Raw genomic sequence first — 26,220 nt, 5'->3', positions numbered from 1 at the left:
CTCCCCTACTCCCCTACTCCCTGCGAGCATCATGCCCTACCAATCCCCGATCTCCCCCGGCCGTTCCTGGTATGAGGACACGGCCGGTCCGCGGCCTGAATACCCGGCGCTGGATGGCGACCGGACATGCGACGTCGTTGTCATCGGCGGCGGCTTTACCGGCCTGTCGGCGGCAGCGCATCTGGCCAAGGCGGGCGCCAATGTCGTTTTGATCGAGGCGTATCGCTTCGGTGATGGCGCCTCCGGGCGCAATGGTGGCCAACTTGGCACCGGCCAGCGCGCCTGGGCCGAAGACCTGGAGGCCGAGTACGGCTTGTTCCGCGCCAAGGCTCTGTTTGATCTTGCCGAAGAGGCGAAGGCGCATCTCCTCGAATTCACTGCCGCCAACCAGATCGATATCGACTATATGCCGGGCCAGCTCTCGGTGGCGCACAAGCCGCGCTATGTCGATGACTACAAGGCGCATGCCGAGATCATGGCGAGCCGTTTTTCCTACCCGCATATCTCGTTCATGGATGCCAGGGAGACGGCGGAGCGGCTGGGCTCGACCGCCTATTTCGGCGGCACGCGCGACACCGGCACAGGGCACATCCATCCGATGAAGCTGGTGATCGGCACAGCGCGGGTGGCAGCGCTTGCAGGCGCGCAGCTGTTCGAGGGGACTCAATCAACCGGCATCATTTCCAGTGGCGGCAAGATCAAGGTTTCGACGTCGAGAGGCACGGTGACGGCGCAGAAATGCCTGATCGCGGTCAACGCCTATGGCGGCGCGCTCGAGCCGGTGAGTGCCGCGCACGTCATGCCGATCGGTTCCTTCATCGGCGCGACCGTGCCTCTGGGAGCCGACTCGAACGTTTTGCGGGGCGGCGAGGCGGTCGACGATTCCCGCTTCGTCGTGCGCTATTTCCGCAGATCGAAGGACGGGCGGCTGCTGTTTGGCGGACGCGAGGTCTATGGCGTCAACGATCCCCGGGATATCCACATCCACATCCGTCGCCAGATCGCGGAACTCTATCCGGCGCTCGGGGATGTCGAGATCACGCATGGCTGGGGCGGCTATGTCGGCATCACGGTGCCAAGAAAGCCGTTCGTGCGCGAAGTGATGCCCAATGTGATCTCGGCCGGCGGCTATTCCGGCCACGGCGTCATGCTGTCGAACTACTTCGGTAAACTCTATGCCGAAACCGTTGCCGGCAACCGCGACCGGCTGAAGCTGATCGAGGATCTGAAAATCCCGCCTTTCCCTGGCGGCCGGCGTTTCCGCACGCCGCTGCTGTTCCTGGCGCTCAACTGGTTTGCGCTGCGCGACAGGATCTAGCCGGCCGGCCTGATGTAATATTGTAATATTTGTTGTAACATTTGTTGCCCGTGCGACGCATTGCGCAATTTCCCGCAAAGGCGCAGAATCCTCTATGTTGGCGTACTGATGCCACAATCGCAGGCGAAAGCTGCCGGTTCTGGGCGATTGTTCGGGGATTGTTGCGGGCCTGCCCGCGTTGTTTTTGGGACCGATGCGGATCAGACGCCGGACTTCCGGCACCGATTGAAAGAACGTCGGCCCGCTTATGGAGGTGGCAAGAGTGAGAGAGCCCTTCAGTTTCGGTACGCCGGAACGTCGGCGCTTTGCCATGCAGTTCGGATACGACATGCGGCCGTCCTTCTGGCAGGAAGTCCGTTCGAACTCGCATCTGGTGATTGCCGCGATCGGCACCGCCGCACTGCTTGGCGTCGCCGCCGTGGCGCTGTGGCTGGCGCTGCCGGCCAGCGACAGGCAAGCGGCAGCGAGCCCCGAACAGACCATTCCAACGGTTCCGGTGAAGACGACGAAAATAACCCCGGTTGGGGCCGCGGTCGCTGCGGCAGCCGTACCGCAGGCGCGCAAGTCCGACGCAATTCCAACAACTGTGGCGGCCGCGCAAGACAACATTCCCGCACTCGCCGCCAATGACCCGCGCTGGACCGGTTCCCAGCTGAAGGCCGCATCCGCGTCCGATTCGACTGCTCCCAGCCAGGTGGCGGACAAGGCACCCGACAAGCAAACGGCGGCATTCGCGCAGCCGGCAGCCGATACCGATGCCGCCACCGAACTTGCCAAGGTAGCCGCGCCCGGCGCAACCGCGGGCAACCATCCCGACGGCGCACAAACCGCCGCCATTCCCGAGGTGCAACCGCAAGTGCCGGCTCAAGAGCCCGCGGCAGAAGGTGATGACAGCCAGGCCAAGGCGAAGCCAAGGAAAGCCGCAGCCGCCGGAACAGGACGCATCCTGAGGGCCGTGACCATGCGAAGCGGCCCGAAGAAAAATGCCGCCGCCATCGGTACGGTGCCAGCCAAAACCTCGGTGCAGGTGATGAGCTGCAAGAAATGGTGCCAGATCACCTACAACGGCAAGACCGGCTGGATCTACAAGAGCTACATCAAGACCGGCGCCTGACGTCTACCGCCTTGGGTGAGGCACGCCCCTTATCTTGGCGCCTATCGTTCCCAAAACCGCTGCAGTGCGGAGCAGGCTTGCTTGATCGCCCGAACGGCTTTCGAAGACATAGCCGGCGGAACCGACGATGGCCGAGCCTCGCCGGCTGACGGAAACCTCGATCGTGAAGGCCTGCTCGGGTATCTTTGCACCTGCCGATGTTCCGGCCTTGACGAAGTTGGCCAGCGTGGGGCCGGCTCGACTTACGACCAGATCGCCGCGCCGCGAATTGACCGTGAATGTGCTGTAGAGATCAGGCAAAGAAATCGAGCGCAGCCTGGAAAAGTCCTGCAGCTCAGCCACGGATTCGAACGGTGCATGCTTGAAACCACCCACGACTTCGACCTTTTGCGTGGCCACCGCGGCAAAGATGCTGGCGCCGCTGCGGGAATATTCGACCGCGATCGCAAGCCAGTTGGACATCTCCGGATCGACGCCGAGCGAAGCGAAACCCTGGGCAAGCAGATTGTGATCGGCGGCGTTGAGATCGATCAGGCCCGAATGCCCCTGCAACCGCATCACGACCGTCAGATCGCCGACCACGCAGGAGACTGGCTCGAAATTGAGCGGCAACCCGATGTCCGGCCCGGCGCTCGACAGGCGCGCGGCCAGCACGTTGGTCAGGCCTTCGGCGAGCAGGCCGAACCGCTGGCTTTCGGTCTCATTCGAAGCGATCTTGAGCCGCGTCCAGGCGGTCAGGGCGAAGGTCGAGGTGATGGCGGAGACGATGAGGAGGAAGACAAGGACAGCGACGAGGGCGAAGCCGGAGGATTGGCACTCGCAAGAGGCCGATGAATCACGGGGATTTTCTTCGACCACAGTCCACCATCGAGAATAAAAGTGTGCTGTCACCCTACAATCGTTGTTTATCTTTCTTTAAATCATTCATCCCAAATCAATCTTAAATTTTTGTTTATTGGTATATATTGGTCAAATGTTAATCCATCAAAATCAAAAGTAATCGATTCATCTTTTGCTATTCCCCTTAATTTTGACCCAAAATAGGATAACGAGCTCATTATAACCTTAAACTCACTCAATCCAGTCAACTTTATTCTTGATGTTACTTTCCCGTTTCTTATGAAGATTGCCTCTGTTTCATATAAATATTCTTCGCTTTTATTTTTATTGATTTTTGTTATTCCAAACTCAAATAAATCATCTGAGTTCAAAACTTCCAGCCTCTCCCGAAATAGAAATTTCATAGCTACATTTTCCATATTGGAAACGGCGGCAAGGGTTTCCCTGCCCTACAAGCGGCATATCTTTCACTGGCTATTGCCATACAAGCTGCATACCAATTTCTACCAGCTTTGGTTGTGCGCCCGCCACCACGCCCCGAGGATAGCAATTGGCACTGCGCCTCATCAGCGGCAAGCTGTTCCTCACAAGGGTCGTCATCCGGCGGCCCAGCTGGCGGCGGAGGCGGAGGCGTCGTACGCCGTTCCGACGGCATCGGGCAAGATTGTGGCCCTGGCTGCGGGGGGGGGACGTAAAACGCAGTCCAAGGGATTGCCACCCCAACACCACCATCGATTCCCTCCTGGACCTGGAACCCAATACAACCCGCTCGGATCCACCTTCATCAGCGGGCTGTTGCCGACATACGCCCACCTTGACGGCCCATTCGGCATACCGAGCGGATCGGGCTGCAGATAGCGCCCGATGGAAGCATCATAATGGCGGTGCCAATTGTAGGCGAGCCCCGTCTCGATCTGGAACTATTGGCCGGGGAAGCGCTGGTTGAGCGTCGCCGTGCCACTGATGCTACGCACCTCACCGTAAGGTAGATAGCTCGCCTGCCAGACGACATTGCGGCCCTGGTCGGTCATCATGACCGGCCGTTCGAGATGGTCAGTCAGCACGTAATAGAGCACCGGCGTGATGCCGGCGTCGGCGACCATCGCCAGCGGGCGGCCTTCGACCCAGATGTATTCGGTGACCAGCGCGCCGGACGCGTCATATTCGGCGATTACATTGCCGTCGAGGTCGTGCACCATGTGCAGCGTGGCCGACGAGGCGGCGATGGTGCGCGAGACCAGCCGCGACAGGTAGTCGTAGATGTAGGCGCCTGCCGTCGTGCCGTTCGTGGTGGCGCCCGAGAGCTGGCCGGCGGCATTGTAGCTGTAGGTCTTGGTGAGCTCCGGCGAGACGGTCGCGTCCTGCGTGACGTTGCCGGCAAGGTCCGACTGGAAGCCGCGGCTCGGTGCGCCGCCGGTGAGGATGCCGGTCAGCCGGTTGGAGCCGCCCTGAAGGCTGTAGGTATCGATAGAGGTGACGCCACCAATGGTTACGGTGCGCTGGGTGATGTTGCCGACACCGTCGATCGTATAGGTGAGGCTGCCCCACGGCCCATCGGCATTCTCGATGAAGCCGTTGGCCGTATAGGTGTAGGTCTCATTGTTGGCGGGGTTGATCCTCGATTGCCGTGAGATTGCGCTTGTCCTGGTATTGCAGCGGATGAGATCCTGGCCTGCTACCCAGGCGTTCAGATGCAGCGTCCGCCGTCGACCTCCAGCGCCACGCCGGTGATGAAGGCGGCTTCGTCCGAGGCCAGCCAGAGTGCGGCGTTGGCGATGTCGAGCGGCGTCGAGAGCCGGCCGAGCGGGATCGATGCGCGGAACTTCTCGCGGATTTCGGGTGTGTCGGCGCCCATGAATTTCTCCAGCATGCCGGTCTCGCCGGCAACCGGGCAGAGGCAGTTGACGCGGATGTTCTTCGGCGCCAGTTCCACCGCCATCGATTTGGTGGCGGTGATCGCCCAGCCTTTCGACGCATTGTACCAGGTGAGGCCGGGGCGCGGCCGCAGACCCGCGGTGGAGGCCGTGGTCAGGATGACGCCGCCGCCCTGCCGCTCCATGATCGGCACCACGGCGAGTGCCGCGTGATAGATCGCCTTCATGTTGACGGCGGTTATCAGGTCGAAGGTCTCCTCGTCGACATTGAGCATGTCGCCGTTGCGATGGGTGTAGCCGGCATTGTTGACCATGATGTCGATGCGGCCGAATGCGCTTTTGGCGGCATAGATCATCTCGTCGAATTCGGAGCGCAGCGAGACATCGGTCTGGGTCCAGATCGCCGCTTCGCCGATCTCGCCGGCGACGCGCTCCGCGCCCCTGGCGTTGAGATCGGCGACAACGACCCTGGCACCCTCCTGCGCAAAGCGCCTGGCGATGCCCTCGCCAAAACCGGACGCAGCACCGGTGATGACGGCAACCTTGTTTTCCAGACGCATGTTTTTCCCGCTCATGATTGATGACGATCAACCGGCGCGCCGATAGCGCACATCCGCGCGAACCCGTGGCTTCTGGCCGGATTGCTCGAAAGATGTGCGGCCATCGCCGATTTCTCCTTTGGCTTTCGCGTCGATCCCGCTCTATGCTGCAACTGCGAAGGCTTCCGGTGCCGCGCCTGTCGACAAGCCTCCGGGTCATCGGACTGTCAAGGGGCAGGCGCATACACCCAGATGTGACACCATGGCACTGGAAAATTTAAATCGATTAGATTATATCAGCCGCGTCACAGCGACCGGCGTCAGAGCGGACAGACCATGACCAGCCAGATCATCCCCGTCGATCCTTTCGACTTCATCATTTTCGGCGGCACCGGCGATCTGTCGGAGCGCAAGCTTCTGCCGTCGCTCTATTATCGCCAGCGCGACCATCAGTTTTCGGAGCCGACACGCATCATCGGCACCTCGCGCTCGAAGATGAGCGACGAAGAATTCCAGGCCTTCGCCAAGCAGGCGATCTCGGACCACGTCAAACCGGCCGACATCGACGCCAAGGAACTGAAGACCTTTCTGGCGCGGCTGTCCTACGTCTCCGCCGATGCGACGAGCGGCGCCGGCTTCGACAAGCTCAAGAAGGCGATCGGCGACAGCGACCGCATCCGCGCCTTCTACCTGGCGGTGGCGCCGGCGCTGTTCGGCGACATCTCGCACAAGCTGAAAGAGCACAATCTGATCACGCCGAACTCGCGCATCGTGCTGGAAAAGCCGATCGGCCGCGATCTCGATTCGGCACGCAAGCTCAACGACCTGGTCGGCGACGACTTCCACGAAAGCCAGATCTTCCGCATCGACCATTATCTCGGCAAGGAGACGGTGCAGAACCTGATGGCGCTGCGCTTTGCCAACGCGCTCTACGAACCGTTGTGGAATTCAGCCCATATCGACCATGTCCAGATCACCGTGGCCGAGACCGTCGGCCTGGAGGACCGCGTCACCTATTACGACAAGGCCGGCGCGCTGCGCGACATGGTGCAGAACCATATGCTGCAGCTCTTGTGCCTCGTCGCCATGGAAGCGCCGTCGTCGATGGATGCCGACGCCGTGCGCGACGAAAAGCTGAAGGTGCTGCGGGCACTGAAGCGCATCAACGGCAACGAAGCGCCGAAGCACACCGTGCGCGGGCAGTATCGCGCCGGGGCTTCGGCCGGCGGACCGGTGAAAGGCTATGTCGAGGAACTCGGCAAGGACAGCAACACCGAGACCTTCGTCGCCATCAAGGCCGAGATCGGCAATTGGCGCTGGTCGGGCGTTCCGTTCTATCTGCGTACCGGCAAACGGCTGGCGACGCGGGTTTCGGAAATCGTCATCGAATTCAAGCCGATCCCGCATTCGATCTTCGGCGACAGCGCCGGACCGATCTTCGCCAACCAGCTTGTCATCCGGCTGCAGCCGGACGAAGGCGTCAAGCAGTTCATCATGATCAAGGATCCGGGCCCGGGCGGCATGCGGCTGCGCCAGATTTCGCTCGACATGAGTTTCGCGCAGTCCTTCGACGGCCGCGCACCGGACGCCTATGAGCGGCTGATCATGGACGTCATCCGTGGCAACCAGACCCTGTTCATGCGCCGTGACGAAGTCGAGGCGGCGTGGAAATGGATCGACCCGATCCAGAATGCCTGGGAAAGTGCCAGGCAGGAGGCGCAGGGCTACACGGCGGGCACCTGGGGTCCATCGGCCTCGATAGCGCTGATCGAACGTGACGGGCGGACATGGCACGAGAGCAATTGAACAGCGCCGCCTACAGCTGGAACGGCTTCAGCGGGCGCCAGGAACTGGCGGCAGCCCTTGCCGGCCATGTTGCAGGCAGACTGACCAAGGCGATCGCCGAGCGCGGCACGGGGTTGCTCGCCGTCTCCGGCGGCACCACGCCGGCAAAATTCTTCGCCGCCCTTTCAGCGATACCCATCGCCTGGGACAAGGTGATCGTGACGCTGGTCGACGAGCGTTTCGTGCCGGCCTCCTCGCCACGCTCCAATGCCGGGCTGGTGGCCGCCAATCTGTTGCAGAACGCGGCCAAGGCGGCTCGTTTCGTGCCGCTCTATCACGAAGCCACCAGCATCGAGGATGCGGCCTCGTCCGACGATGCAGCGCTCCGATCCTTGCCCTGGCCGCTCGATGTCGTCGTGCTCGGCATGGGGCCGGACGGCCACACCGCCTCGTTCTTTCCCGATGCCGCCGACCTGGCAACGCTGCTCGACCCGTCTTCCGACAGGATCGTGCTGCCGGTTCATGCGGCAAGTGCGGGCGAGCCGCGGCTGACCCTGTCGCTGGCCCGCATCGTCGAAGCCGGCTTCATCGCGCTGCACATCGAGGGTGAGGACAAGCGTATCGCCTTCGACGGCGCGGTGGCGCCCGGGCCGCGAAAGCCAATCCGCGCCGTGCTCGACGCAGCGCAAAAGCCCGTAGAGGTTTTCTGGGCACCCTGATTCTCGATTTACACCGGTCCCGGCAAACGGCGGGAGGATGTTTCCGGGACCTCGCCTGAAAGGACCGACACCATGACCGCCAGACGCGACATCGAAGCCATTACCGAACGCATCCGCCAGCGCTCTAAGCCCGGCCGCGAGCGTTATCTCGGCCGCATCGCCGAGGCGTCGAACCGCACCGCCAACCGGGCCGTTTTGTCGTGCGGCAACCTCGCTCACGGCTTTGCGGTGTGCAGCCCCTCGGAAAAGCTCGCGCTGGGCGCCGACAAGGTGCCGAACCTCGGCATCATCACCTCCTATAACGACATGCTGTCGGCGCATCAGCCGTTCGAGAGCTTCCCCGCGCTGATCAAGGATGCAGCCCGCAAAGCCGGCGGCATCGCCCAGGTGGCAGGCGGCGTGCCGGCGATGTGCGACGGCGTCACCCAGGGCCAGCCCGGCATGGAGCTGTCGCTGTTTTCGCGCGATGTCATCGCCATGGCCGCCGCGATCGGCCTGTCGCACAACATGTTCGACGCCGCCGTCTATCTCGGCGTCTGTGACAAGATCGTGCCGGGGCTGGTGATCGCCGCCCTCACCTTCGGCCATCTGCCGGCGGTGTTCATTCCGGCCGGACCGATGACATCAGGCCTGCCCAATGACGAAAAGGCCAAGGTCCGCCAGCTCTACGCCGAGGGCAAGGCCGGACGCGCCGAACTGCTGGAGGCCGAGTCCAAATCTTACCATGGACCGGGCACCTGCACCTTCTACGGCACGGCGAATTCCAACCAGATGCTGATGGAGATCATGGGCCTGCACACGCCGGGCGCGTCCTTCGTCAATCCAGGCACGCCGCTGCGCGAGGCTTTGACCCGCGAGGCGACCAAGCGGGCGCTGGCGATTACTGCGCTTGGCAACGCCTATACGCCCGTCGGGCGGATGATCGACGAGCGCTCGATCGTCAACGGCGTCGTCGGCCTGCATGCCACCGGCGGCTCGACCAATCACACCATCCACCTGATCGCCATGGCGGCGGCGGCCGGCATCGCCATCACATGGCAGGATATTTCCGACCTGTCGGAAGCGGTGCCGCTGCTGGCGCGGGTCTATCCGAACGGCCTCGCCGACGTGAACCATTTCCACGCCGCCGGCGGGCTCGGCTTCCTGATCCGCGAACTGCTCGACGAAGGCATCCTGCATGAGGATGTGCAGACGGTGTGGGGCGAAGGCCTGCGGCCCTATGCGGTCGAGGCAAAGCTCGGCGCCGACGGAGGCGTGGTGCGCGAAGCCTCGCCGCGGACAAGCGGCGACGAAAAGGTGCTGGCGCCTTTCAACAAGGCGTTCCAGGCGACCGGTGGCCTGAAGGTGCTGTCAGGCAATCTCGGCCACGCCGTCATCAAGACTTCCGCGGTGAAGCCGGAGCGGCGTATCATCGAGGCGCCGGCCAGGGTCTTCGACAGCCAGCAAGGGCTGAACGATGCGTTCAAGGCAGGCACGCTGACCGGCGACTTCATCGCCGTCATCCGCTTCCAGGGGCCGAAGGCCAACGGCATGCCGGAACTGCACAAGCTGACCACCGTGCTCGGCATCCTGCAGGATCGCGGCCAGCGCGTGGCGCTGGTCACCGACGGGCGCATGTCGGGCGCCTCCGGCAAGGTGCCGGCGGCGATCCATGTCACACCGGAAGCGGTCGAGGAGGGTCCTATCGCCAGGATCCACGAAGGCGACATCATCCGGCTCGACGCCGATGCCGGCACGCTGGAAGTGCTGGTGCCGGCCGGCGATTTCGCGCTGCGCCGGACGGCGGATGCCGACCTCATCGGCAACGAGTTCGGTTTCGGCCGCGAGCTGTTTGCCGGCTTCCGGCAATTGGTCGGCCGCGCCGATCATGGCGCCAGCGCCTTCGGCACGGCCTGACGGCAGTTCTGCGCAACCCATGAAAAGGGGCGGCACTTGGCCGCCCTCTTGCGGTTGTGCATACGATTCTATTGCACGGTTAGCTCAGCTCGCTCGCCGGCCTTGACCGTCACGTTGCCTTCTTTCGAACTGTTGTCGGATTTCTCCGAGACGACGGCATAGTCGCCCGCCGGGATCGCTGCCTGGTACTTCTGGTCGAATGCATAGCCAAGCGACTTGCGGTTGCCGTTGATGTCCTTCTTGGCCTCGAAAATCTCGATCTTCGAGGCTCCCGGCGCGGTGATCGCCAGCACGCCGGCATTCATTGCGATTTTCAGATCCTGAAATTCGCCGACCTTGACGGTGAACGGCTGCTCGACAACGGCGAGATCAACCGTCGCAATCAAGACATAGTCATCGGCCGGCAGATCGAATTTGCTGTCGGGTCCGTAGGCATAGGTCACCTCGTCCCTGGTTCCATCGATCTTCTTTTTTGCCTTGAGCACCTTGAAGCCGATGCCTGAACCGTCCGCCTTGTCGCCGCCGGCAGCATAATAAGCATTGGCAACGACATGGCCGACACCGACAATCATGTTCTTTTCCACGGTCTTGCCGGCAGCCAGCGGAATCGTTTCGGTAGCCACCCCCTGGCCGATCGTGACCGTCACTTTCTCGTCGCCGGCCGGCAACACGGCTTTCGTGGTCCCATAGAAGGTGGCGGGCATGTCAGCACCCGGATAATCGATGACGATAGCCGCGCCATCGACGACATCTGCCCCCTCGCTCGGTCGCGGATGGATGATGAGCGTGCCGGCATTCAAGTTGAAGAGAGGCGCGTAGACTTGGCCCGCCTCGATCTTGACTTTCTGCTCGGTCTTGGCCTGGCCGTCGCTGGCCACGACGATATAGTCGCCCGGTTCCAGATTGGCCTTGTAGGCGCCGTATTCGGTGCTGACGTAGTCGCCGCGCGTACCGTCGGGTTTCGCCTTGTAGATCTCCCAGGCGTTGCCGTCAGTGACGGGATCGCCGCCCTCGGCAAGCACCGCTATCGGCAGGAAATTGAAGTCCGGTTTGGCCGGCTCGGGCGCGGGTGCCGGCGCAGGTGCCGGAGCCGGTTCAGGAGCCGGCGCTGGTGCTGCCACGGTCTCGGCAAGCGCCTCCTGCAGCGCCTTCTCGTCGGAGGCCTGGATGTATTTGCCGCCGGTGTTGTCGGCGAGGCAGGCGATCTGCTTGCCCTCGTCGGCGGTCAGGCCGAAGCCGACGACATCGGCGGTGAAGTCGACGCCGGATGCCTCGAGCTCCTTACCAAGCGCGCAGGGGTCACCGCCGCATGTTTCGAGCCCGTCGGTGATGAGCACGACCGTCGCCTTGTCCTCGGTGTATTTCAGCGCCTCGGCCGCCTGTTTGACCGCCGCCGTCAGCGGCGTCTTGCCGAGGAATTTCAGGCTGTCGGCGGCGGCCGAAATGGCGCTGCCCGAACCTGCCTGCGGCGGCACGATCAGCTGGATGTCGTCGCAGCTGCCCTTTTCACGGTGGCCATAGGCCATGAAGCCGATCTCGTCGTCGGTGGGGACCGATTGAAGCACGGTTCGAAGCGACTCGCGGGCGATTTCGAGCTTGGGCCTGCCGTCGATCTGCGCCCACATCGAGCCGGACGCATCGAGAATGATGATGACCTTGTTTGCGGCGAAGCCGAACGTCGTCATCGACAAAAGGAGGATCGCCGCAGCGACGCCCCGTGCAAGTCCCGCCATCGAAATCTCCTAAATCCGCCCCTGATCCGGGCGGCAAGCTATTTGACGCGGCGCCGGGACACAAGTCCGGGCGCCCGGTGCGCAGGGCTGCGGACCCAGCTTAACAAAAATCCTGACGACAGCCAGTTCGGCGGTGTCGGCAGCCTTTTACCCGGTAATAGGAATTTTTTCTTGACACCATGACCTCAGCTAAGGTACATATTTGGCTATGGTGCTGATTTGCGCCGGTGACCCGCCGCAATAGGCGGGTTTTTCGTTTGTTGCACCCGTCAGCCTACGCGCGGCGAAGGCTCCGAAAGAACCCATTAACCCGAATTCATGGCCTTGGCCCGATGCGCCGGGCCGAATGCCGAACTTTCAACGAAAACGAAAACCAGCTTAGTAAGTCGTGCGGCGTTCTTCCGAAGGCGGCCTGCCGAATTGCAGCCGGTAGCTCTGGGCGAAGTAGGAATGCGAGGTGAAGCCCGTCGCGATCGCCACGTCGAGGATCGGCATGTTGGTCTGGCGCAGCAGTTCGCGCGCCCGCTCCAGCCGCAATCGCATATAGTAACGGCCGGGCGTGACGCTGAGATGGCGCAGGAACAGGCGCTCGACCTGGCGCACCGAAAGGCCGGCGGATTTGGCCAGCTGTACCGCCGACAGCGGCTCGTCGAGGTGGTCGGCCATCAGTTCGACGATGCGCCTGAGCTTCTCCGACTTGCCGGTCAGGTCGCGTTCGGGTCCGACGCGCTGACGGTCGCCGGCCGAGCGGATGCGTTCGTGCTGGAACTGGTTGGCGACGCCATTGGCCAGGTTCGAGCCGAAATCGCCGCGCACGATCTCCAGCATCAGGTCGATCGAAGTGGTGCCGCCGGCACAGGTGTAGCGCTTGCGATCGATCTCGAAGACGTTGCCGGTGCAGTTGATGTCGGGGAATCGCTCGACGAAGCCGGCGCGGTTTTCCCAATGGATGGTGCAGCGATAGCCTTCGAGCTGGCCGGCCTCGGCCAGCAGGTAGGACCCGACCGACAGGGCACCCAGCGCATTGCCGCGCCGGCCCCAGCTTCGCAAAGCCGCCAGCACCTTGCTCTTGCCGGGGAATTCGGTCGTCAGCCCGACCGAGACGAAAAGGATATCGACCGGCGGCAGGTCGGCAACGGCGTAGTCGATCTTGAGCGGCAGGCCATTGGAAGCCATCACCGGATCGCCATCGGCCGACACCGTGGTCCAACCGTAGAAGTCGCGGCCAAGCAACCGGTTCGCCGACCGGAACGTATCGATCGCGGCAGCCAGCGAGAACATGGAGAACTTGTCTACCAGCAGGAATGCGAACTGCCGGCCGCCTTGAACGGGGTCAGTCATGACCGGCCGTTCTGAGGGAACACTGGGGTTCGGCAAAGCTGCAGCTTTCTGGCGGGTCAGAAGGACGGCCGTTTCAATCCGGCCGAAAGGTAGGCGGAGGCTAACGTATTGGCCATCAGCATGGCAATGGTCATGGGGCCGACACCGCCGGGCACCGGTGTGATGGCGCTGGCGGCCCTGGCCGCTTCGGCATAGGCGACATCGCCGACGAGGCGGGACTTGCCCTCGCCCTTTTCCGGCGCCGGGATGCGGTTGATGCCGACATCGATGACGGTGGCGCCTGGCTTCACCCAATCACCCCTGATCATCTCCGGCCTGCCGACGGCCGCGACAAGGATATCGGCGGTGCGGGCCAAGGCCGGCAGATCCCTGGTGCGGCTGTGGGCGATGGTGACGGTGCAGTTGGCGGCAAGCAGCAGGTTGGCCATCGGCTTGCCGACGATGTTGGAGCGGCCGACGACGACTGCGTTGAGGCCGGACAGGTCCTTGCCGCGCACCCGCTCGATCAGAAGCATCGAGCCGGCCGGCGTGCAAGGCACGAACGCTGTTTCGAGTTCACCGGTGCCGAGCTTGCCGACATTGATGAAGTGGAAGCCGTCGACATCCTTTTCCGGCGCGATGGTCTGGATGATCTTGCCGGCGTCAATGTGGGCCGGCAGAGGAAGCTGCACGAGGATGCCATTGATGGCCGGATCGGCGTTGAGGTCGCCGATGATCTTCAGCAATGCCTCTTCGGAGGTTTCGGCCGGCAGCGTATGCTGGACGGAATGAAAGCCGCATTCCTTGGCGGTGCGCGACTTGGACGCGACATAGACCTGGCTGGCCGGATCCTCGCCGACGATGACCACGGCAAGACCGGGCTTGGCCTTGCCCTTGGCGACAAGTTCAGCCGTCAGGGTCTTGACCGTCCCCACAACGTCCCCGGCAACGCTCTTGCCATCAATCACTTCAGCCATGGACCACCCTCAACACCAGAATGCCCAAGCGCGTCGCTTCCGGAAGCGACGCGCTTTTCGATCTTTCACAGCGTGGCATCTTCACGAAAAATCCAACATGCAATCCCGCCAAAGCGCCGTCCCATGCCGTTTACGCGAAACCGGCATGTTTTTGTACGGCACCGCGCAGATTTTTGTGGCTCAGAAGTAGCGGCGGCGCGTGCGGCTCTCGGTCAGTTCGCGAACCGCTTCGCGGAATTCGCGCAGGCTGGCGCGGATTTCCTCGATTGGCGCTTGCTGCTCGGCATCCTCCACGGCCCGCGACGGCTCCGCCGATCGCTGATGAGGCTGAGGCGCCTGCTGCTGCGCGACGGGCGGCTGTGGATAGGACTCGGAAGCGGGCTGAGCCGGATCGGACTGCTGCCCGGCATTGGCGGCCGGCATAGATTGCGGATAGGGATAGCCCGGCTGCTGCGCGTAGCCCAATGGCTGCGCGTAGGGATAGAGCTGCGGCCCGGAATATGGCCGCTGCGTCATCATGGGAGGCGGCAGTGGCGGCTGCGCCGTCTGCTGCGGATGGCCGCCGGGCTGGAAAGGTGGTGCCGGGTATGCTGTCGCGGCCGCCTGCCGGGGCTCGAAGGCCGGCGCCGGCCGGGGATAGGCGCGGTATTGCGGATCCTGCGTTGGCTCCCCGTTTTCGGCAGAGGCCCATTCGACGGTATCGAACGGCTCCTCCCGGGATGGCCTGCGGGAGACGGACTTGTGCAGCCTCGACAGCAAGGCACCGATCCGGCCGGGACCTTCTGCCGGCGAGGCCTCGGCTTGCTGGACAGGCGGTGGCACGGCCGGCGGTGGTGATGCAGGCGGGGGTGTCGATGGCTGCGGCGCTGGTGGTAATGGCGGCGCCGGCGGCGGCGCTGCCCGATATGCCTTGTCTTCGTAAGGCGTCCGGCGTTCGTCCGTGCCATGGTCGCGACGCGAGCGCGAATTGGCGGTGTCACGCAGGCTCTCATAGGCGCCACGCATGGCTCCGAGGCCAATGCCGGAGGCGAAACCCAGCAACAGGCCGGCGAGCGCGACCACGACCCGCGACGGCCCGTTCGGCTCAAGCGGCGCGAAGGCCTTCGAGATCACATTGATGTTGGCGGTGTTGATGTCCTTCTGCTCGCCGGTCTCCTTGGCGCGCAGCAGGTACTGTTCGTAGACGGAACGCTTGGCGGTCGCCTCGCGCTCCAGTTCGCGCATCGACACGAGGTCGCTGTTGACGTCGCCGCTGCGGACCTTCAGCTGCGCCAGGCGAGAGGCAAGATCCTGTTCGAGCTGGACGGCGCGCTTGAGGTCGACCTGCAGCGACGAGCCGATGCGGCGCAGCTCCGAGGCGATGCGTTCGCGTGCGCCGGCAATCTGGGCATTGATCGCCTGGAGTTCGGGGTGACGCGGGCCGAGCCGGATGGCGGCGCGGTCAGCTTCCTGCTTGAGCGACGCATATTGCGAACGCAGATCGCTCATCGTGTTGGAGTTGATCTCCTCCGGCAAGGTACCGGTGAGAACCGAATTGACGTCGACCGAACGCGCCGAGGCCGCCCGGGCGTTGAGTTCCAGGGTCCGGGCGCGCGCGACCGACAGCTGCTCGTTGAGTTTCAGCATCTCATCGTCGCTGATGAGATGGCCCTGCGCGTCAACGAGATCGTGCGTGGCCCTGAAATCCTCGACCTTGCGCTCGGCTGCCTCGACGCCCTTGCGCAACTCGTCAAGCCTGGCCGTCAGTTCGTCGGTGGCGCGGCCTGCGGTGTCCGACTGTATCTGGCCGAAAGTCTGCAGGAAGACATCCGTCATCGTGTTGGCGATGAGGGCCGATTTCTCGCCATTCTGCGTGGTGGCGCTGACGGTGATGACGAAGGTCTTGCCGCCGCGCTCGACCGAAAGGCTCTCAGCCAGATTGCCGACAGCAAGCGCGCGGCGACGGCTGTCGTCGACACCCCCCGGCCCATCATTGCGGGACAGGATGGAGCGAATGAGCGACATGACACTGAGGCCGCCGCCGCCTTGCCCATTGAATTCCGGGTCGTTGACCAGATTGAGCTTGTCGACGACCTTGTTGAGAACAGTGCCTGATGTCAGCACCCGGACCTGGTTCTCGACGATGGCCAGCGTGGCGTCGGAAGCGACGACCGACTGGGTGAGATCGCGGTCGGTGAGCTTCAGGTCGCGCGGGTCGACGATCAGTTCGGTGGTGGCCTCATATTTCTTCGGCGTCGACAGCGCGATGGTGATGCCGAGCGCGGCGCCCAGCAGTGTCGTCGTCACGATCAGCAGCTTCGACTTGCCGACACCGCGCACCACCTGCATCGGATCGATCAGCGGCTTCCACTGCTGGCTGTCCATGCCGTCGTTTCGGGATAACGACGCGTCGCCTGCAGCGTAAGGTTCCGATGTATGATCGGCGCGACGAGCGCCAGCGGTTTCGGCGGCACCAGGCTGTGTCCGCGGCGAGGTTTGCGCGCGGTAAGCTTGCTCACGATCCCCGTCGGCCGCGACCGGATCCGACAGTTTCGGGTTGCGCGCCTCGCGCTGCGAGCGGGCGAGGCGATGACGCGTGGCGGCATCCTCGCGCCATGACGGGTCTGCCCGGTCGCCGATCGAGACCAGCGACGCGTCGGGTTCGTCGCCACGCACAGCCTGGCCCAGCGCCAGCAACGAGCGCTCGCGCTTCCAGTCTTCGCGGTTTTCCCTGTCGACCATCGTCTGGAACTTTACCCTTGGCGACCTGCGAACGGAGATTGGCCATTCGTTAAGCCACGCTAAACAGGCATGGAAAACAAAAGGTTAATTTTCCCGCGCCGAAGCGTCGGTTTCTCGTTTCGGTTGCATCTATTTTCGACACAAGCCCAGCCGCCAGAACGGCACGTTAAGTTTTCCGGCCTAGGCTCTCCTTGAGACATGACGCAGGCCAGTGACATACCGCAAAGGCGGCCCCTCGCCCGGATCGGCAGCTTTTTGGCCGAACGACGGGGGCTGCTTCGCGACTATTTCTCAGCGATCAGCGGTGCCGGTGGGCGACTGGTGTTTTCGCTGGCCTATTTCATCGCGCTGGCCAACACGCTGTCGATATCCGAATTCGGCATGTTCGCCACCGCGTCGGCGGCCGGCGTCATGCTGTCGCGCATCCTCGCCTTTGGGTTCATCTCGGCGCTTTACCGCACCGCCACCATCCGTCCCAATCTGATCGGCACCTTTTCCGCCGGCTTCCTGCTGCTCGGCGTGCTGTCGCTGCCGCTGCTGGCCGCTGCCTCGTTCGGCGTCTATCTGCTTTTCTTTGCCGACACCGTGCCGCTGTCGGTGTTTGCGGCAATCGTCTTTGCCGAAGCGCTGTTGTGGCGGCCGGTGGAGGTGGCGCTGATCGTCAACAACGGCCTGGGCAAGTTCGGCCGCGCCGCGCTGCTGGCCATCCTGGCGACCGCGCTGCGGGCGCTCGGCGCGGTGCTGTTCATGTTCTCAGCGCAACACAGCGTCTGGATATGGTCCTGGTTCTATATCGGCGCCAATGCCGCCTCGCTGCTGATCGCCTTCGGCTTCTTCTACCCGCGCCAGAGGCTGCGGCTGCGCGTCGAGCTTTATCTCAGGCGATTGGCCGATTCCATCTATGTGGCCGGCGCCGAAGTGCTGTTCTACCTGCAGATGGAGTTCGACAAGCTGCTCGTGCTGGCGATCGGCGGCCCGCATCTGGCCGGCATCTACGCCATCATCATGCGGCTGGTCGACCTGACGGCGATTCCGATCCGCACCTTCTCGATGATGCTGGTGCAGCGCATGATGCGCGCGCCGGAACTGTTGTCGCGTCTGGCGGTCAAGAGCGGCATCGAAGGCGGTGTGTTCGCGGTTTCGACGCTGGCGCTGCTGACACTTGGCATCGTGCTGCATTTCTTCCCCAATGCACTCGGCAAGAATGTCGCCGAGGCTGCCCCGCTGGTGGTGCTGGCAATCTGCGTGCCGGGATTGCGCAATCTTGTCGAATACCAGGCCGAGCTTTTGTTCGCACGCGGCCAAACGCTGGTGCGGGCGCTCAATCTCGGCCTGCTCGCCGGATTGAAGGCGCTGTTGCTGACTTATGTGCTGACGACCATCCTCGACACGCCGAAGCTGGTGCTGTCGCTCAATGTCGTCTTCCTGCTTCTGTATCTCGCCTCGACGCTGCTCACCTATTCGGCGATGCGCAAGCCGGCAAAGCCCGTATAGGGCTTTCTCATTTGTGCATGACTTCTGGACAAACGGAAATCGTTTGTCCGAGAAAACCGGTTTCCGCTTTTCGGGATGATCTAATCCAACCCAATCAGACGGCGGATGCGGCCGATATCGGTGCCGATGAAGGATTGCATGCCGATCGCCACCTGCTCCGGCGCCATGGCGGCAACGAAGCGGCGGAACTCGTCATCCGAAAGCGCTTCGCCGGTCCAGTGCACGCGGCAGAACTCTTCGGAACCGTGGAAGTGGCCGGCTCCGTCCAGCAGATCGTCGACATAGCGGCCGTAGATCATGCATTCGGAGAATTTGCGTGCCGAGCCGACGACCTCGACCCAGTTGCGACCATGGACCCTTTCGATCGCACCGCACATCGCCAGCACGGTGTCGCGCCGCCACGCGATCAGCGTCGAGATGTAGTCATGGTTCGACGTCCGGGACGGGTCGATGCCGAGTGCCGAGCCGGCGTTGCGCGACCAGATGCGATGCTCCTCATGACCTTCGTCCGCCAGCACACCGTCGCGGCGGAACAGGCGCACCTTGTCGTCGCGCCAGAAGGCGCCGCAGTCGAAAGGTTTCAGGAAGGCAACATCGGAATCGCAGAAGATGAGCACGTCTTGAGATGCATGCGCTGATATGGCGATGCGGCGCAACTGCTGCACATGCCAGCCGCGCAGCGGCTGGGTCTTCAGGCTGAGCCAGACGCGCCGGCGAAACAGGCTGAACGGATCGTCGAAGGCGTGCAGCCAGCGCGGCAGCAATTCCCGCTCGTCGACCACCGTGCGGCGGCCGGTTTCCAATTGGCGAAACAGGCCGACATCGCGATGCTCGACCAGGATGTAATGGTGCGCCGCGCCGGAAACATGGCGATCAAGTGTCTCGCACAGCAGGCGACAGCGCTCGAAATCGGGCGCATAGCTTGCCGTCACGATGGCCGCCGTCGGTGTCTGCCGAAGCGGGCTTGGCTCGACAGCGGCACCTGGCACGAACCTGCTGTTCATTTGGTATCTCCCGCGGCTTCGGGCGCAAGCGAGAATTTCTGCCTGACGACGCGCAGCAGGAACAGCGGGTTGCCGACCACATAGCGGCGCCACAGGCGGCCCGGCTCGACAGCCAACCGGAACAGCCATTCGAGCCGCAGCCGGCGCATCCACAAGGGCGCGCGGGGCACCGCGCCGCTCAGGAAATCAAGCAACGCGCCGACGGCGATCGGCAGCGTGCAATGGCGCGCGTCGATATGGCGTTCGATCCACAATTCCTGGCGCGGCACGCCCATGGCCACGAGCAGCACGTCGGGCCGAAGCGCGGCAATCCGGTCGACGATTTCCTGCTCCTGCGAAGGGGGGAAATAGCCGTCATGGATCACCACGAACCGGTGCTGCACGGCCAGTGCCGCCAGCTTGACCGACGCCGCTTCTGCGTTGACGCGCGTCGCGCCGAGCAGCCCGACGGTCAGCGGCGTCGTCGAGGCCTGCAGGAAGGCCGGGACGAAATCGGTACCATTGAGATTGTCGGGAAACGGCGCCCCGTAGAGGAGCCTCGCCGCCAGATCGATGCCGATGCCGTCGGGCAGGATGAGGAAATCATCGAGTGCTTCGGCGAACACCGGGTCGGTATAGGCGATGTTGGCATTGTGGGCGTTGAGGAAACTGACCTTGGTGAAGCGCCGCTCGGCAATCAGCCGGTTCAGCAGGGCGATGGCATCGTTCCAGCGGACCGCAACCACCGGGATGCCAAGAATCGTCTTCAGCGTGTCGAGCCCGAACGCGGCGCGGGCGGAATGCATGTTCATGCAAACGCCTCCTGCCTGAGAGGGGCGAGCTTTTCGAGGCCGAGCCGGATGGCAGCGTCGAGCGCCTTGACCTGCGAGCCCCGGAACGCGCTGCCGTCAACGTCGCGGATGTCGGCCGCCGCAGCCTCGAGCGCCCTGGCGAAGGCAACGGGATCGTCGGTGACGACGCAATTGGAAGGACGGTGGTCGATGCCGCGCAGCGAACGGCTGGTGGCGACCGAAGGCAGGCCGAGCTCGAAGGTTTCGATGGTCTTCAACTGGACGCCGCTGCCGGCGGTGCTGATCAGCGGGATGACGGCACCACCGCGCACGAAAGCTTGCGCGTCGGGCACGCGGCCGACAAATTCGACACCCGGGTGCTTCGACGCGACGCCCGAAGGCATGTGGCCCGCAATGCGGATGCGGAAATCGGGCCGCAGATGCGGCACGACCTTGCCCAGGAACCAGTCGAGGCCGATGCGGTTCGGCTGCCAGGTCCAGGTGCCGATCAGGGCGGCGTCGCAATCGGTGCGGCGCGGGCTTTTCAGGGTTGGCGCCTGGGCACCGGTCACCAGCGGCAGCACCGCCGAGCGGTTGTCGGAGGCGACACCGAGTGCGGCGCGGTCTTCCTCGGCCAGGGTGAAGACGAAGCGCGCCCGGCGGCAGAGACGCTCTTCGACGGTCTTGAGCAGCCTCGCCTCGCGGCGAAACAGCAGGCGCTGGAAGAGACCGTCGGCGGCAGCGGCATTCTCCCGCGCCGAAAGATGCTCGACATTGTGGGCAACGAAGATCGAAGGCCGCTCAGCGAACAGCTTTTCGAAGGCCCCGGCGAACTGCACGGAATTCAAGACATAGCCGTCAAACGGTCCGGCACGCTCAATGGCAGCGAGAACATCGCTGTCGGACACGGCGCGCAGCTTGACCGACGCGAAGGTGAGGCCCGAAAGCAGCGCCTTGCCGACCCAGGCCAGCTTTTGCCGCGCGGAGGCATTTTCCGTGCGCACGTCGATCGCACCCAGCACCACGGTGTTTTCGGGGTCGGCCGCGGGCTTCCCCGGCCAGGTAAAGCCGATGACGGTGACGCGCGCGCCAGCGCGCCGCAAGGCAGCGATGATCGCAGCGTTGGCGATCTCGTAGCCCGAGGCGAGAGCGCCGTCGGGCACGATCGATGTGGCGAACAGCAGATGCATCTTACCTATCCAGTGGTGTAGCCGGTAGCAAAGTGCGGTGAACCCTTGATTAAGCCTGCACATTCGACGGCCGAAAGCCGCTGCCTGGCGGGCTTCTCCGTGCAAGGTGATTAACGAAACCTTATCAACCGTGGTGCTACCAGAGCCCAACTCACCATGTGGCTGGACACGGATGATCCCTTTGCCATCGGACGGTTCGGTATCGGTCGCGGGACGCACGCCGCGGCTTGACGTCGAGGCCGTCGAAGCCGTCGTCACCTTGCCGACCTTCAAGCGTCCCGAGCAGGTGCTGGAAACGCTGGCGTCGCTGCGCGCGCAGCAAACCGGCAGGCGCTTTGCCGTGATCGTCATGGAGAACGAAGCCGAGGCGCGGGCCGGCGCCAAGGCGGTGCTGCCGCTGTTCGAGCGGGGCGAAATGCCGGGCCTGGTGATCATCGCGCATGAGCGCGGCAATTGCAGCGCCTACAATGCCGGCTGGCAGACAGCCATCCTGCAATTCCCGAACTTCAGGCATCTGCTGGTCATCGACGACGACGAGATCGCCGATCCGCAGTGGCTGGAACGGATGTGCCTGGCTGCCGAAACGCTCGGCGCCGACATTGTCGGCGGCCCGCAGGTGCCCGTGTTTGCCGACCCCGCCCATGCGCGATGGGCAGAGCATCCGGTGTTCGCGCCGCCTTACCGGGAAACCGGACGCGTGCCGGCGCTCTATTCGTCGGGCAATCTTCTGGTCGGGCGCAACGTGCTGATCGCCATGGGTCCGCCCTTTCTCGATCTCAGATTCAATTTCATGGGCGGCGGCGATTCCGACTTTCTCAGCCGGTCGGTGCAAAAGGGCTTTGTGCTGGGCTGGTGCGCCGAGGCCAAGGTGCTGGAAACCGTTCCGGCGCGGCGTATCGAAGCCGACTGGATCCGCGCCCGCAGCCTGCGCAACGGCGTCATCTCGACACTGGTCGAAAAGAAGAAGCGCGCCGGCACGCCAATGGCCGGCGCCAAAGTGTTGCTGAAGAGCCTGGCACTGCTTGCCGCCTCGCCGTTTCGCGGCCTGATCCGGCTGGCGCGGACCCGATCGCCGGCGATCGCCATCTACCCCGTCCATGTGGCGCTGGGCCGCGTGCTGGCCGAATTCGGATATGCCAATGAGCAATACCGCCAGCCTGAGAAAAACTGAGCGCGCGCCGCTCGGCGACGCGTTCACGCGCGAAGGCGTGGCCACCGCCATTGCCGCGCTGCTGTTCACCGTCATCATGGTGTCGTTCCGGCCGTTCCAGCCGGGCGGCGCCGAACTCACCGGTCAAGGCGGCGACATCGTCAACCAGCTTGGCTTCGGTTCGCTCGGCGCCATGTCGATCTTCTCGCTGATGGCCTTTGCCGATCCGCGCGTGGTGCGCTCGCTGCTGAGCCCATCCTGGGTGTTGATGCTGGGCTTCTTTTTCCTCTCGGTGATCCTGTCGACCGATCCGCCTTCGGCCATGCGCGCCGCCTCCTTCACGCTGATCGGCATCCTGACGATGGCGACGATCCTGGTGCTGCCGCGCGACGCCGAGGCCTTCTCGAAGGTGATCATCTTCACCGCCGTCGTGGTCATGGGCCTTTCCTATCTCGGCCTCATCGTCTTTCCGCACGAGGCGATGCACACAGCCGACTCGCAGGAGCCCGAACATGCCGGCCTGTGGCGCGGCGTGTTCACCCACAAGAACATTGCCGGGCCGGTCATGGCCTGCCTCAGCTTCGCAGGCCTCTATCTCTACCGGCGCGGGCAGCGCTACTGGGGCGCCGGGATCTTCCTCGCGGCGATGATCTTCATGCTGCACACCGGCTCCAAGACGACAGCCGGCCTGGTGCCGTTCTCGATCCTGATCGTCATGTTCCCGAGCCTGATAGGCATGCGGCTCGGCACGCCGATCCTGTTTGCGCTGGCCATCATCGCCACGGCTGTCGGCACGCTGGGCATCGTCTTCCTGCCGCCTGTGAAACATCTGGCGGCGATCTATTTCCCCGGCATGACCTATACCGGCCGCACGACGCTGTGGGAGTTCGCCGGCAGCATGCTGGCGAAGAAGCCATGGACCGGCTACGGCTATGAGAGCTTCTGGGGCACGCCGCTCTTGCTCAACCAAGACCAGCCATTCGACCGGCCCTGGGACATCAGGACCATCGTGCACGGCCATGACGGCTATCTCGACATCGCCGTGCTGATGGGCATTCCGGCACTATGCGTGGCGGTCTACACCTTCCTCATCGCGCCGCTGCGCGACTACATGCGCATTCCGTTGCGCAGGGAAAACATCTTTCTCGGCGACTTCTTCATGATGGTGGTGCTGTTCACGGCGCTTAACGCTTTCCTCGAAAGCTTCTTCTTCCATCGCGGCGACCCGGTCTGGCTGTTCTTCGTGCTCGGCGTGCTCGGCCTCAGGCAAGTGTCGCTGCGGCCAATCGCGGTGCGCGATCCCGATCGCGGCTCGCGATCCTGATGGGGCTTCCCCAGGGAAGCGCCATCGTCTATGTGAAGGCCTTCCTCTGGAGGGCTTTCGATGACGATCAGGCTTGTTCTCGCCGGCTGCGGCAATATGGGCTACGCCATGCTCTCGGGCTGGCTGAAATCCGGCAAGCTCGCGCCGTCGGCGGTTTTCGTGGTCGAGCCCAATGCCGATCTGCGCAATCGCGCGGCAACGCTGGGCTGCGCGACATCAGCCGATGCCGGTAGCATACCGGCCGATGCCCTGCCCGATCTCGTGGTCATCGCGGTGAAGCCGCAGGTGATCCGCGACGTCACGGCCGCCTACAAGCGCTTCGGCGACGGCCGCACCACCTTCGTCAGCATCGCCGCCGGCACGCCTGCCGCCACCCTCGAGGAAATCCTCGGCAACCGCGCGCCGATCGTGCGCTGCATGCCCAACACGCCCGCGGCGATCGGCAAGGGCATGATGGTGGTGTTCTCCAACAAGCTCGTGTCCGATGACACCAAGCGTTTCGTCGCCGACCTTTTGTCGGCGAGCGGCGAAGTGGCCACCATCGACGATGAGGGCCTGATGGATGCGGTGACCGCCGTGTCCGGATCGGGGCCGGCCTATATCTTCCATTTCATCGAAGCGCTGACGGTTGCCGCCGAGAAGGCCGGTCTGCCGACGGCGACCGCCAAGCTGCTCGCCATGCAGACCGTCTATGGCGCCGCCTCGCTCGCCGCCGAAAGCGGCGAGGAACCGGGCGTGCTGCGCCAGCAGGTCACCAGCCCCAACGGCACGACGGCCGCGGCGCTGGCCGTTCTGATGGGCGAGGACCGGCTGACCAATCTGCTGACGCAAGCGGTGGAGGCTGCGCGGCTGCGGTCGGTCGAACTGGGGAGATAAATCCTCAGTTTGTCCCGTACAGCATCTCATCCTGCAGCCGGCGCAAGGCGAACAGCCTCGTCGTCTGGTCGGGCGACGCATTATCCGCCGTCAGCAATTCGCCTTTCGTGACCGGTTTCAGCACCTTGCCGCCCTCGAGCAGGCCGACCGGCACGGCGCGCTGGGCGCGGGCTTCGCCGACGGTCATCGTCCAGGAGCGGTAACAAGTCTCGCCGATCGCATCGAAGGTCTCGCCGGCGACTAGGTCGCGCTTGGCAACGGCGCAGACTTCGGCCACGGGCCGCGGCAACGGCACCATGTCGGGCTTGCCGAAAAGCACGATGCGGGCTGCGGTCAGCGGCACTTCCAGCGACGTCAGATGATAAGGCCGGAACAGGCTGTAATAGGGGCCGTGCCCGATATGCAGATCGTCCATGCGCTCGATGATGCGCGGATGCGTCGCCTCGACGATGACGAAGACGCCGGGCGCGACGCCCTTGCCGACCGTGTAGTCGACGACGCCTTTCTTCGTGAGCAGACCGCCATCCTCGCGCGGGATGAGCACCTTGGCGAGGTCGTCGCGATCGGCCCTGGGGCCGTGCATGCCGGGGACGTCCGGCACCAGCCCGGTGGCGTTGGCGATGGCGCACATCTCGACCATGGTCTTGGAGCCGTCGACGAACTCGACCAGCATGCGCGGGTTCATGTTGCGGCGGATCGCTTCGGCGCGATAATCGTCCGGTACGGCATCGTGGTTGAGCGGGTTGTTCTTGCCCTTGCCGGCCGACACGATGGTCAGCCCGAGCGCCGACGCAAACTCGATCAGTTCCATGCAGCTCGACGGCTCGTCGCCCGCACCCACCGAATAGACGACGCCAAGCCGGTCGGCCTGCTGCTTGAGATAGCAGCCGATGGTGACGTCGGCCTCGACGTTCATCATCACCAGATGCTTGCCGTGCTCCATCGCCATGAGGTCGAAATCGGCGGCGACGCCCGGCTTGCCGGTGGCGTCGATGACGACGTCGATCAGCGGATTGGTGACCAGCATCTCGTTGGATGTGACGGCGATTTTTCCCGCCTCGATTGCCGCGGTGACTTTCGAGGCGGTGTCGGCTTCGACCGCCATGGCTTCGTCGCCATAGGCGATACGGATAGCGTCGCGCGCGGTGTGCGGGCGGCGCGTCGAGACGGCGCAGACCGAAATGCCCGGCATCAGCATGCCCTGCGTGACCAGATCGGTGCCCATTTCGCCCGAACCGATGACACCGATGCGCACCGGGCGGTTCTCGGCGGCACGCTTGGCGAGATCACGGGCAAGCCCGGTCAGGGCGACGTTGGTCATGCAGGAATGTCCACAGCTTCGTGATTTGGGGTCGGATAGCAGGGAATGGGTTCTATTTGCCAACGAAACCCGGTCGCGACCGGCAATTTCCCACGAAATCGTCTCGGAAGGCACGTCCGCCGGGGCTCGATTCGCCGAAGCCCAACCAATTGACATTGCAGCGGACAACCCCAATAAAACATTCGTTTGTCAACAAAGGCAAATGTTCACCGACGCGACAGTCGGGAAGCATTCGCCTCTGGGCAAATTGGGGAG

The 26,220-nt window shown here is 63.7% G+C and carries 21 protein-coding genes; 9 read left to right on the top strand and 12 right to left on the bottom strand.

The annotated features are described in order from the left end of the window. Positions 1-31 precede the first annotated feature (31 nt). Positions 32-1,318, top strand: a complete 1,287-nt coding sequence (locus EOC83_RS05345) for an FAD-binding oxidoreductase (protein ID WP_063170069.1) — start codon at positions 32-34, stop codon at positions 1,316-1,318. 262 nt (positions 1,319-1,580) lie between these two features. Then, on the top strand, positions 1,581-2,432 hold the full coding sequence (locus tag EOC83_RS05340) for an SH3 domain-containing protein (RefSeq protein ID WP_027162286.1): 852 nt from the start codon (positions 1,581-1,583) through the stop codon (positions 2,430-2,432). Between the two features lie 3 nt (positions 2,433-2,435). On the opposite strand, the gene EOC83_RS05335 is transcribed toward EOC83_RS05340, so the two are convergent. From EOC83_RS05335 to EOC83_RS32745, 4 genes are all read right to left on the bottom strand, one after another. Next, complete coding sequence (locus tag EOC83_RS05335) at positions 2,436-3,290, bottom strand: hypothetical protein (protein WP_063170068.1); 855 nt, start codon at positions 3,288-3,290, stop codon at positions 2,436-2,438. Between the two features lie 62 nt (positions 3,291-3,352). Next, entirely contained in the window at positions 3,353-3,676 is a 324-nt protein-coding gene (locus EOC83_RS05330; protein ID WP_127224236.1) for a hypothetical protein, read from the bottom strand. 516 nt (positions 3,677-4,192) lie between these two features. Continuing rightward, complete coding sequence (locus tag EOC83_RS32750; RefSeq protein WP_063170067.1) at positions 4,193-4,471, bottom strand: RHS domain-containing protein; 279 nt, start codon at positions 4,469-4,471, stop codon at positions 4,193-4,195. Positions 4,472-4,959: 488 nt separating this feature from the next. Further along, entirely contained in the window at positions 4,960-5,706 is a 747-nt protein-coding gene (locus EOC83_RS32745) for an SDR family oxidoreductase (RefSeq protein ID WP_027162287.1), read from the bottom strand. A gap of 315 nt (positions 5,707-6,021) precedes the next feature. Between EOC83_RS32745 and zwf the strand changes: the two genes are divergently transcribed. The 3 genes from zwf (at position 6,022) to edd (ending at position 10,085) form a co-directional block, all read left to right on the top strand. After that, positions 6,022-7,491, top strand: coding sequence for a glucose-6-phosphate dehydrogenase (zwf, locus tag EOC83_RS05310; RefSeq protein ID WP_013530236.1), 1,470 nt, complete (start codon positions 6,022-6,024; stop codon positions 7,489-7,491). Beyond that, positions 7,473-8,189, top strand: a complete 717-nt coding sequence (gene pgl / locus EOC83_RS05305; RefSeq protein WP_063170066.1) for a 6-phosphogluconolactonase — start codon at positions 7,473-7,475, stop codon at positions 8,187-8,189. Before zwf ends, pgl begins: the two co-directional genes overlap by 19 nt. Positions 8,190-8,261: 72 nt before the next feature. Further along, positions 8,262-10,085 carry a phosphogluconate dehydratase gene (edd, locus tag EOC83_RS05300; RefSeq protein WP_063170065.1) on the top strand — a complete coding sequence of 608 codons (1,824 nt, stop codon included), beginning with the start codon at positions 8,262-8,264 and terminating at the stop codon, positions 10,083-10,085. A 68-nt stretch (positions 10,086-10,153) separates the two neighbouring features. Here the strand turns inward: edd and EOC83_RS05295 are convergent, their stop codons facing one another. The 4 genes from EOC83_RS05295 to EOC83_RS05280 all read right to left on the bottom strand — a co-directional run bounded on the left by EOC83_RS05295 (position 10,154) and on the right by EOC83_RS05280 (position 16,836). Next, complete coding sequence (locus EOC83_RS05295; protein ID WP_063170064.1) at positions 10,154-11,818, bottom strand: VWA domain-containing protein; 1,665 nt, start codon at positions 11,816-11,818, stop codon at positions 10,154-10,156. Positions 11,819-12,196: 378 nt separating this feature from the next. Beyond that, entirely contained in the window at positions 12,197-13,159 is a 963-nt protein-coding gene (locus tag EOC83_RS05290; RefSeq protein ID WP_013530232.1) for a GlxA family transcriptional regulator, read from the bottom strand. Between the two features lie 56 nt (positions 13,160-13,215). Then, positions 13,216-14,115 (bottom strand): bifunctional methylenetetrahydrofolate dehydrogenase/methenyltetrahydrofolate cyclohydrolase FolD, encoded by a 900-nt coding sequence (gene folD / locus EOC83_RS05285; protein ID WP_063170063.1) that lies wholly within the window; start codon positions 14,113-14,115, stop codon positions 13,216-13,218. 180 nt (positions 14,116-14,295) lie between these two features. Next, on the bottom strand, positions 14,296-16,836 hold the full coding sequence (locus tag EOC83_RS05280) for a GumC family protein (RefSeq protein WP_063170062.1): 2,541 nt from the start codon (positions 16,834-16,836) through the stop codon (positions 14,296-14,298). Positions 16,837-17,034: 198 nt separating this feature from the next. On the opposite strand from EOC83_RS05280, the gene EOC83_RS05275 reads away from it, so the two are divergent. After that, entirely contained in the window at positions 17,035-18,330 is a 1,296-nt protein-coding gene (locus EOC83_RS05275; protein ID WP_013530229.1) for a lipopolysaccharide biosynthesis protein, read from the top strand. 80 nt (positions 18,331-18,410) lie between these two features. Here the strand turns inward: EOC83_RS05275 and EOC83_RS05270 are convergent, their stop codons facing one another. From EOC83_RS05270 to EOC83_RS05260, 3 genes are read right to left on the bottom strand one after another with little or no spacing between them, the layout of a single operon-like run. Then, the gene (locus tag EOC83_RS05270; protein ID WP_063170061.1) at positions 18,411-19,334 is read right to left on the bottom strand and encodes a DUF6492 family protein; all 924 of its coding nucleotides are present in this window, start codon (positions 19,332-19,334) and stop codon (positions 18,411-18,413) included. Next, the gene (locus EOC83_RS05265; RefSeq protein ID WP_063170060.1) at positions 19,331-20,125 is read right to left on the bottom strand and encodes a WecB/TagA/CpsF family glycosyltransferase; all 795 of its coding nucleotides are present in this window, start codon (positions 20,123-20,125) and stop codon (positions 19,331-19,333) included. Before EOC83_RS05265 ends, EOC83_RS05270 begins: the two co-directional genes overlap by 4 nt. Beyond that, positions 20,122-21,294 (bottom strand): glycosyltransferase family 4 protein, encoded by a 1,173-nt coding sequence (locus tag EOC83_RS05260; protein WP_063170059.1) that lies wholly within the window; start codon positions 21,292-21,294, stop codon positions 20,122-20,124. The genes EOC83_RS05265 and EOC83_RS05260 overlap by 4 nt, the downstream gene beginning before the upstream one ends. A 172-nt stretch (positions 21,295-21,466) precedes the next feature. On the opposite strand from EOC83_RS05260, the gene EOC83_RS05255 reads away from it, so the two are divergent. Genes EOC83_RS05255 through proC form a run of 3 tightly spaced genes read left to right on the top strand, consistent with a single transcriptional unit; the run spans position 21,467 to position 24,644 of the window. Further along, positions 21,467-22,465 (top strand): glycosyltransferase, encoded by a 999-nt coding sequence (locus EOC83_RS05255; protein WP_063170058.1) that lies wholly within the window; start codon positions 21,467-21,469, stop codon positions 22,463-22,465. Continuing rightward, a complete protein-coding gene (locus EOC83_RS05250) occupies positions 22,434-23,768 on the top strand; it encodes an O-antigen ligase (RefSeq protein WP_063170057.1) in 1,335 nt (444 codons plus the stop codon). The genes EOC83_RS05255 and EOC83_RS05250 overlap by 32 nt, the downstream gene beginning before the upstream one ends. A gap of 60 nt (positions 23,769-23,828) precedes the next feature. After that, on the top strand, positions 23,829-24,644 hold the full coding sequence (gene proC / locus EOC83_RS05245; RefSeq protein WP_063170056.1) for a pyrroline-5-carboxylate reductase: 816 nt from the start codon (positions 23,829-23,831) through the stop codon (positions 24,642-24,644). A 4-nt stretch (positions 24,645-24,648) separates the two neighbouring features. Here the strand turns inward: proC and EOC83_RS05240 are convergent, their stop codons facing one another. After that, on the bottom strand, positions 24,649-25,965 hold the full coding sequence (locus EOC83_RS05240) for an NAD(P)H-dependent oxidoreductase (protein WP_063170055.1): 1,317 nt from the start codon (positions 25,963-25,965) through the stop codon (positions 24,649-24,651). Positions 25,966-26,220 lie beyond the last annotated feature (255 nt).

Source organism: Mesorhizobium sp. Primo-A (genome assembly GCF_003997175.1).
Classification (GTDB): Bacteria; Pseudomonadota; Alphaproteobacteria; order Rhizobiales; family Rhizobiaceae; genus Mesorhizobium; species Mesorhizobium ciceri.
This window is presented reverse-complemented; position numbering and strand designations above follow the sequence as displayed.

Coding starts and splice junctions, on each gene's coding strand:
- EOC83_RS05345 (WP_063170069.1), top strand. CDS start 32: ATGCCCTACCAATCCCCGATCTCCCCCGGCCGTTCCTGGTATGAGGAC.
- EOC83_RS05330 (WP_127224236.1), bottom strand. CDS start 3,676: ATGAAATTTCTATTTCGGGAGAGGCTGGAAGTTTTGAACTCAGATGAT.
- EOC83_RS32750 (WP_063170067.1), bottom strand. CDS start 4,471: ATGGTGCACGACCTCGACGGCAATGTAATCGCCGAATATGACGCGTCC.
- EOC83_RS32745 (WP_027162287.1), bottom strand. CDS start 5,706: ATGCGTCTGGAAAACAAGGTTGCCGTCATCACCGGTGCTGCGTCCGGT.
- zwf (WP_013530236.1), top strand. CDS start 6,022: ATGACCAGCCAGATCATCCCCGTCGATCCTTTCGACTTCATCATTTTC.
- pgl (WP_063170066.1), top strand. CDS start 7,473: ATGGCACGAGAGCAATTGAACAGCGCCGCCTACAGCTGGAACGGCTTC.
- edd (WP_063170065.1), top strand. CDS start 8,262: ATGACCGCCAGACGCGACATCGAAGCCATTACCGAACGCATCCGCCAG.
- EOC83_RS05295 (WP_063170064.1), bottom strand. CDS start 11,818: ATGGCGGGACTTGCACGGGGCGTCGCTGCGGCGATCCTCCTTTTGTCG.
- EOC83_RS05290 (WP_013530232.1), bottom strand. CDS start 13,159: ATGACTGACCCCGTTCAAGGCGGCCGGCAGTTCGCATTCCTGCTGGTA.
- folD (WP_063170063.1), bottom strand. CDS start 14,115: ATGGCTGAAGTGATTGATGGCAAGAGCGTTGCCGGGGACGTTGTGGGG.
- EOC83_RS05280 (WP_063170062.1), bottom strand. CDS start 16,836: ATGGTCGACAGGGAAAACCGCGAAGACTGGAAGCGCGAGCGCTCGTTG.
- EOC83_RS05275 (WP_013530229.1), top strand. CDS start 17,035: ATGACGCAGGCCAGTGACATACCGCAAAGGCGGCCCCTCGCCCGGATC.
- EOC83_RS05270 (WP_063170061.1), bottom strand. CDS start 19,334: ATGAACAGCAGGTTCGTGCCAGGTGCCGCTGTCGAGCCAAGCCCGCTT.
- EOC83_RS05265 (WP_063170060.1), bottom strand. CDS start 20,125: ATGAACATGCATTCCGCCCGCGCCGCGTTCGGGCTCGACACGCTGAAG.
- EOC83_RS05260 (WP_063170059.1), bottom strand. CDS start 21,294: ATGCATCTGCTGTTCGCCACATCGATCGTGCCCGACGGCGCTCTCGCC.
- EOC83_RS05255 (WP_063170058.1), top strand. CDS start 21,467: ATGATCCCTTTGCCATCGGACGGTTCGGTATCGGTCGCGGGACGCACG.
- EOC83_RS05250 (WP_063170057.1), top strand. CDS start 22,434: ATGAGCAATACCGCCAGCCTGAGAAAAACTGAGCGCGCGCCGCTCGGC.
- proC (WP_063170056.1), top strand. CDS start 23,829: ATGACGATCAGGCTTGTTCTCGCCGGCTGCGGCAATATGGGCTACGCC.
- EOC83_RS05240 (WP_063170055.1), bottom strand. CDS start 25,965: ATGACCAACGTCGCCCTGACCGGGCTTGCCCGTGATCTCGCCAAGCGT.